Raw genomic sequence first — 6323 nt, 5'->3', positions numbered from 1 at the left:
CCGACGACGCTGATCGACGACCTCGGCGTGGGCAAGCAGCAGCTCGTGGAGATCGCCAAGGCGCTGTCGAAGGAGGTGAAGCTGCTCATCCTCGACGAGCCGACCGCGAGCCTGAACGAGACCGACAGCGACGCGCTGCTGCGGCTGCTGGTGGAGCTGCGGCGCCAGGGCATCGCCTGCATCCTCATCTCGCACAAGCTCAACGAGATCGCCAAGGTGGCGGACGCCGTGACCGTGCTGCGAGACGGGGCGACGGTCCACCACATCGACTGCCGCGACGCCCCGCCGAGCGAGGACGAGATCATCCGCCACATGGTCGGCCGCGAGATGGCCGACCGCTACCCGCGCCGCACGCCCGACCTCGGCGAGACGGTGTTCGAGGTGCGCGACTGGACGGTGCACCACCCGCTGCACGCCGACCGCACCATGGTCAAGGGCGTCAACCTGACGGCGCGGCGCGGCGAGATCGTCGGCATCGCCGGGCTGATGGGGGCCGGGCGCACCGAGCTGGCGATGAGCGTGTTCGGCCGCGCCTACGGGCAGCGCATCCGCGGCGAGGTGCGGGTGAAGGGGCAGCCGGTCGATGTCTCCACCATCCAGAAGGCCATCGACCACGGCATCGCCTATGTCACCGAGGACCGCAAGGGCTACGGCCTGGTGCTCGACCACGGCATCGACCACAACATCACGCTGGCGCACCTGTCGGGGGTGTCGCGGCGCGGTGTGATCGACGAGGGCCGCGAGTTCACGGTCGCCAACGAGTACCGCCGGGCGCTGGGCATCCGCTGCGCCGACGTGTACCAGACCGTCGGCAACCTTTCGGGTGGCAACCAGCAGAAGGTGGTGCTGAGCAAGTGGCTGTTCTCGCAGCCGCAGGTGCTCATCCTCGACGAGCCGACCCGCGGCATCGACGTGGGCGCCAAGTTCGAGATCTACAGCCTCATGGCCGGGCTGGCCGCCGAGGGGCGCTGCATCGTGATGATCTCGTCGGAAATGCCCGAGCTGCTGGGCATGTGCGACCGGATCTACGTGATGAACGAAGGCCGCTTTGTCGCCGAATTCACCGCCGCCGAGGCGAGCCAGGAAAAGATCATGCGATCGATCGTGTCGATGTCATCGACCGCCAAGAACACCGCTGGAGCGCACTGAATGGACGCCCTCAAGAACAATCTCCGCGAGTACGGGATGCTGATGTCCCTGATCGCCATCATGGCCTTCTTCCAGGTCATGACCGACGGCACGCTGATGCAGCCGCTCAACCTCACCAACCTGATCCTGCAGAACAGCTACATCGTCATCATGGCGCTGGGCATGCTGCTGGTGATCGTGGCGGGGCACATCGACCTGTCGGTCGGCTCGGTGGTGGGCTTCATCGGAGCGCTGGCGGCCGTGCTGATGGTGCAATACCACTGGCATTTCGTGCCGGCCACGCTGGTGTGCCTCGTCTGCGGCGGGCTGATCGGCGCGGCGCAGGGCTGGTTCGTCGCCTTCATGAAGATCCCGTCCTTCATCGTCACGCTGGCGGGGATGCTGGTGTTCAAGGGGCTGAGCCTGGCGCTGCTGCAGGGGCAGTCGGTCGGGCCGTTCCCGGACACCTTCCAGCTCCTCAGCTCGGGGTTCATCCCTGATGTGTTCGAGGGCGAGCGGCTGCGCGTCACCTCGCTCGTGATCGGGCTGGCGCTGGCGGCGGTGCTGTTCTGGCTGAAGCTGCGCGAGCGCACCCAGCAGGCGGCGCACGGCATGGCGGGCGAGCCGCTGGCCTTCTTCGCCGGCAAGCAGCTGGTGTTCGTCGCGCTGATCGTGCTGTTCGCGTACCTGCTGTCGTCCTACAAGGGCCTGCCGAACGTGCTGATCATCATGGCGCTGCTGATGGCGCTGTTCGACTTCGTGACGCAGCGCACCGTCATCGGCCGGCGCCTCTACGCGCTGGGCGGCAACGAGAAGGCGGCGCGGCTGTCTGGCATCAAGACGGATCGGCTGTCGTTCTGGACCTTCGTCAACATGGGCGTGCTGGCGGCGCTGGCTGGGCTGGTGTTCGCGGCGCGGCTCAACACGGCGACGCCGAAAGCCGGTCTGGGTTTCGAGCTGGACGTGATTGCTGCGTGTTTCATCGGCGGCGCATCGGCTTCGGGCGGGGTGGGCAAGGTGCTGGGGGCGGTGATCGGCGCCTTTATCATGGGCGTGATGAACAACGGCATGTCCATCCTCGGCATCGGCATCGACTACCAGCAGGTCATCAAGGGCCTGGTGCTGCTCGCCGCCGTCTTCGTGGACGTGTACAACAAGAAGAAGGGTTGAGACAGGATGGCCCCTAGGTGAAAGCCCCGTTCACGGACCCTCACTATCGCGAGCCGCCTGACCGAAAAAGCATGCACGGGCGCATCGTGCGCGACCTTGGCTTGCGCATCGTCTCGGGCGAGCTGAAGCCCGGCGACCGGCTGCCGAGCGAGGCGTCGCTGTGTGCCGACTACGACGTGAGTCGGCCGGTGCTGCGCGAGGCGACGCGGGTGCTGGTCGCCAAGGGACTGGTCCTGTCGCGTCAGCGGGCCGGCGCCACGGTGCGTGCCCAGAGCGACTGGCATCTGCTCGATCCGGACGTGCTGTACTGGCTGATTCAATCGAAACCGCAGGGCGAGTTCGTCGAGACGCTGCTGACCGTGCGGCGCATCTTCGAGCCGGCCGCCGCCGCACTGGCCGCGCAGGTCGCCAGCGACGCTGCGATCGACGGCATCGCCAGCGCCTATGCCGCGATGGAAGCCGCGCCCACGCCCGAAGCGCTGCTGGAGCCGGACCTGGCCTTCCACCGCCGCATCGCCGAGGCCACCGGCAACGCGCTGCTGGCCTACATCGGCAACATGCTGTCGCTGGCGCTGCGCGAGTCGATCAAGCTCAGCAGCCAGCACCCGGACACCCACGCGCTCTCGCTGCCGCGCCACAAGGCCATCCTCACGGCGCTGCAGCACCGTGATCCGCTCGGTGCCCGGCAGGCGACGCTGGTGCAGCTGGACGAGACGCGGGGCGATCTGTCGGTGGTGCTGGAGCAGCCTTGTATACAACCAGACCGCTGATCAGGGCAGGAAAACCCATAAATACAGCGTTTCCACCAATCCGATTCTTGACCTGAATGTATACATTGGCAGGCATTCACCCCTGTGCCAGGGAGCTTGCCGATGTCCGCCACCTTTCCTTTGAACGCCTGGTATGCCGCTGCCTGGGACCATGAGGTCCAGCGTGCCCTGCTGCCACGCACCATCGCCAACCGCCAGATGGTGCTCTACCGCACGACGGCCGGTGAGCCGGTGGCGCTCGAAAATGCCTGCTGGCACCGCCTGCTGCCGCTGTCGCTCGGCCGGCTGGTGGGTGACGAGGTCGAGTGCGGGTACCACGGGCTGAGATTCGACGGCCAGGGGCGCTGCACCCACATGCCGTCGCAGGAGACGATCAACCCGTCCGCGTGTGTGCCGGCCTGTCCGGTGGTCGAGCGGCACCGCTTCGTCTGGGTCTGGCCCGGCGATCCGGCGCTGGCCGATCCCGCGCTGGTGCCCGATCTGCACTGGAACCACGATCCCGCCTGGGCCGGCGACGGCAAGCTGATCGAGGTCGCCTGCGACTACCGGCTGGTGATCGACAACCTGATGGACCTGACGCACGAGACCTTTGTCCACGGCACTTCCATCGGCAACCGCGAAGTGGCCGAAGCGCCGTTCGTGGCGACCCACGGCGACCGCACGGCCACCGTCACGCGCTGGATGTCCGGCATCGAGGCGCCACCATTCTGGGCTGCGCAGATCCGGCAGGCGCATGGCTACACCGGGCCGGTCGACCGCTGGCAGATCATCCGGTTCGAGGCACCGTGCACGGTGGCGATCGATGTGGGCGTGGCCAAGGCCGGCACGGGGGCGATCCCGTCCGAGGGCCACGCCAGTGACCGCCGCGAGGGTGTCAATGGCTACGTGCTCAACACGATCACACCGTCCACCGACAAGACTTGCCTGTACTTCTGGGCCTTCTGCCGCAACTACCTGCTGACCGAGCAGAAGATCACCACCGAGCTGCGCGAGGGCGTGACCCGCGTGTTCGGCGAGGACGAGGTGGTCCTCGAAGCCCAGCAGCGGGCCATCGACGCCCACCCTGGCTACCGCTTCGGCCATCTCAACATCGATGCTGGCTCGATGTGGGCACGCCGTCTGATCGACCGCCAGATCGCTGCCGAACGGCACCTCGGTGCGGCGGTGATCCCGATCCGTGCAGCCTGAGTGGAGCGCGGTGCCCATGTCCGCTGACGCGATCGAATTCGATGTCGCACCGACGCAGACCGTGCAGGCGCAGCAGCGCTTGCGCGGGTTGATCGTCTCGGGTGCGCTGCTGCCGGGCGAGCGCATTCTGGAGGTTCCGCTGGCCGAGCGGCTCGGTGTGTCGCGCACGCCGGTGCGGGCAGCGCTGCTGCGACTGGAGCAGGAAGGGTTGCTCGAAGCTGTCGGCGCAGGCGGCGGCTACCGTGTGCGGCAGTTCAGTGCCCAGGATCTGCGCGATGCCATCGAGCTGCGCGGCACCCTCGAAGGGCTGGCCGCGCGGCTGGCGGCCGAGCGCGGCGTGGACGGGGCGCTGATCGCGCAGGCGTACCGCCACCTCGACGCGATCGACGCTGCGCTCGACACACCCGCACTCGGCGAGCCGGATTTCGCCGCCTATGTGCAGCACAACGGGGGCTTCCATGCCTTGCTTGGCCGGATGTCGGGCAGCGACCTGCTGCAGCGCGAGCTGGTGCGGGCCAGCCGGCTGCCATTTGCCTCGCCGAGCGGGTTCCTCGGGGTGCAGGTCGGCGAGCCGGCAGGCCAGGCCGTGCTGCGTGTCGCGCAGGACCAGCACCGCCAGGTGCTCGACGCGATCGAACAGCGCGAAGGAAGCCGCGCCGAGGCGCTGATGCGCGAACACGCCCGCATCGCCCGGCGCCGCCTGGAAACCGCGCTGCGCCAGCCCGGTGGCCTGCGTCCGCTGCGGGACGTGGTGGTGGCGTTCAATGCCTTCGGAGAAGTCCCCCATGAAAGCCAGTGACCAGACTTGCACCGTCACCGTGGACCGGATCACCGACCTGAGTCCCACTGTGCGTGAATTCACCCTCCGCCCCGATGGCGGTGCGGTGGCGCATGCGCATGCGCATGCGCCCGGCAGTCACCTGGGTGTCGAGGTGCCCGTTGGCGAACGCCGTACGCTGTCGCGCTGCTACTCGCTGGTCGGCCTGCCTGGCGATGGCGTGTGGCGCATCGCGGTCAAGCACCTGCCGGACGGCCGCGGAGGCTCGCGCGCCATGTGGCGGCTGGAAGAGGGCGCGCGGCTGCAGGTGCGCGTGCCCGCCAGCCATTTCGAACTCGACCACCGTGCGACCGAGGTGCTGCTGCTGGCGGCAGGCATCGGCGTGACACCGCTGGTCGGCATGGCGCAGGCGCTCGCCGCCCGGGCGGCTGTGCGCGGTGACATGAAGGTGCGCATGGTCCAGGTGGCACGCAGCGAAGAGGAACTCGTCTTCTCCGACGTGCTGTCCGAGGCGCTCGGCGACCGGCTGCGCACCGTTGCCACCGGTGCGGGACAGGCGCTGGACATCGAGGCGGAGATCGCCGCACTGGGACCGCAGGCGCAGCTCTATGTCTGTGGTCCCGCCACGCTGATGGCGCGTGTGCGTGGTGCCTGGGCGGCGGCTGGCCGGCCGGCGGTCCAGCTGCGCTTCGAGACCTTCGGCACCAGCGGTGCCCATGCGGCGCAGGCCTTCACGGTCAAGCTGCCGCGCCACGGGCTGACGCTGGATGTGCCCGCCGACTCCACGCTGCTCGACGCGCTGGAGCGTGCCGGTGTCGAGGTGCTCGCGGACTGCCGGCGCGGCGAGTGCGGGCTGTGCGTGGTGGACGTGCTGGCGGTCGAGTCCGGGACGATCGACCACCGCGATGTCTTCCTGTCCGCGACCCAACGCGCGGTGGGGCAGCAGCTGTGTGCCTGCGTGTCGCGCATGTCGGGACGTGCTGCGTGCATCGTGCTGGACAGCAGCTACCGCCCCGACGCCACCGCCTGATCGGCCAGTCTTGCCGCAAGCTGAACCCCGGGTTCTTCTGAGCGGCCGCACTGGATTCCTCGTCTATTCTTCAGCCGCGTCGCTCTCGGGCAGGCGCAGCCAGACACCAAGACGGTGTCCAGAAAACCAACGAAGGAGTCGCCATCATGGCAGGTACGTTCGAACTCAAGGCCGCTGGCCAGGACCAGTTCCGCTTCTCGCTCAAGGCGGGCAATCACCAGACCATCCTCACCAGCCAGTCCTACGCCAGCAAGGCGTC

At 68.1% G+C, this 6323-nt stretch carries 7 protein-coding genes; all 7 read left to right on the top strand.

The features are described 5' to 3' along the window. Nucleotides 1–1149: ATP-binding cassette domain-containing protein (locus AB3X43_RS14670; protein WP_369430602.1), on the top strand; the 1149-nt coding region annotated here is incomplete at its 5' end. Further along, the gene (mmsB, locus tag AB3X43_RS14665; protein WP_369430601.1) at nt 1150–2298 is read left to right on the top strand and encodes a multiple monosaccharide ABC transporter permease; all 1149 of its coding nucleotides are present in this window, start codon (nt 1150–1152) and stop codon (nt 2296–2298) included. 71 nt (nt 2299–2369) lie between these two features. Further along, nucleotides 2370–3068: a FadR/GntR family transcriptional regulator gene (locus tag AB3X43_RS14660; RefSeq protein WP_369430600.1), complete on the top strand. Its 699-nt coding sequence runs from the start codon at nt 2370–2372 to the stop codon at nt 3066–3068. Nucleotides 3069–3170: 102 nt separating this feature from the next. Continuing rightward, a complete protein-coding gene (locus tag AB3X43_RS14655) occupies nt 3171–4256 on the top strand; it encodes an aromatic ring-hydroxylating dioxygenase subunit alpha (protein WP_369430599.1) in 1086 nt (361 codons plus the stop codon). 16 nt (nt 4257–4272) lie between these two features. Next, nucleotides 4273–5055, top strand: a complete 783-nt coding sequence (locus AB3X43_RS14650; RefSeq protein ID WP_369430598.1) for a GntR family transcriptional regulator — start codon at nt 4273–4275, stop codon at nt 5053–5055. Continuing rightward, the gene (locus AB3X43_RS14645) at nt 5042–6064 is read left to right on the top strand and encodes a PDR/VanB family oxidoreductase (protein WP_369430597.1); all 1023 of its coding nucleotides are present in this window, start codon (nt 5042–5044) and stop codon (nt 6062–6064) included. The genes AB3X43_RS14650 and AB3X43_RS14645 overlap by 14 nt, the downstream gene beginning before the upstream one ends. A 146-nt stretch (nt 6065–6210) precedes the next feature. Then, nucleotides 6211–6323, top strand: a 113-nt coding sequence (locus AB3X43_RS14640) for a YegP family protein (RefSeq protein WP_369430603.1), incomplete at its 3' end; no start/stop codon positions are given.

The organism is Sphaerotilus sp., assembly GCF_041083715.1.
Taxonomy (GTDB): domain Bacteria; phylum Pseudomonadota; class Gammaproteobacteria; order Burkholderiales; family Burkholderiaceae_C; genus Sphaerotilus.
Note: the sequence above shows the minus strand (reverse complement) of the source record. Positions and strands in the feature narration are given on the sequence as shown.

Coding starts and splice junctions, on each gene's coding strand:
- AB3X43_RS14650 (WP_369430598.1), top strand. CDS start 4,273: ATGTCCGCTGACGCGATCGAATTCGATGTCGCACCGACGCAGACCGTG.
- AB3X43_RS14660 (WP_369430600.1), top strand. CDS start 2,370: ATGCACGGGCGCATCGTGCGCGACCTTGGCTTGCGCATCGTCTCGGGC.
- AB3X43_RS14645 (WP_369430597.1), top strand. CDS start 5,042: ATGAAAGCCAGTGACCAGACTTGCACCGTCACCGTGGACCGGATCACC.
- mmsB (WP_369430601.1), top strand. CDS start 1,150: ATGGACGCCCTCAAGAACAATCTCCGCGAGTACGGGATGCTGATGTCC.
- AB3X43_RS14655 (WP_369430599.1), top strand. CDS start 3,171: ATGTCCGCCACCTTTCCTTTGAACGCCTGGTATGCCGCTGCCTGGGAC.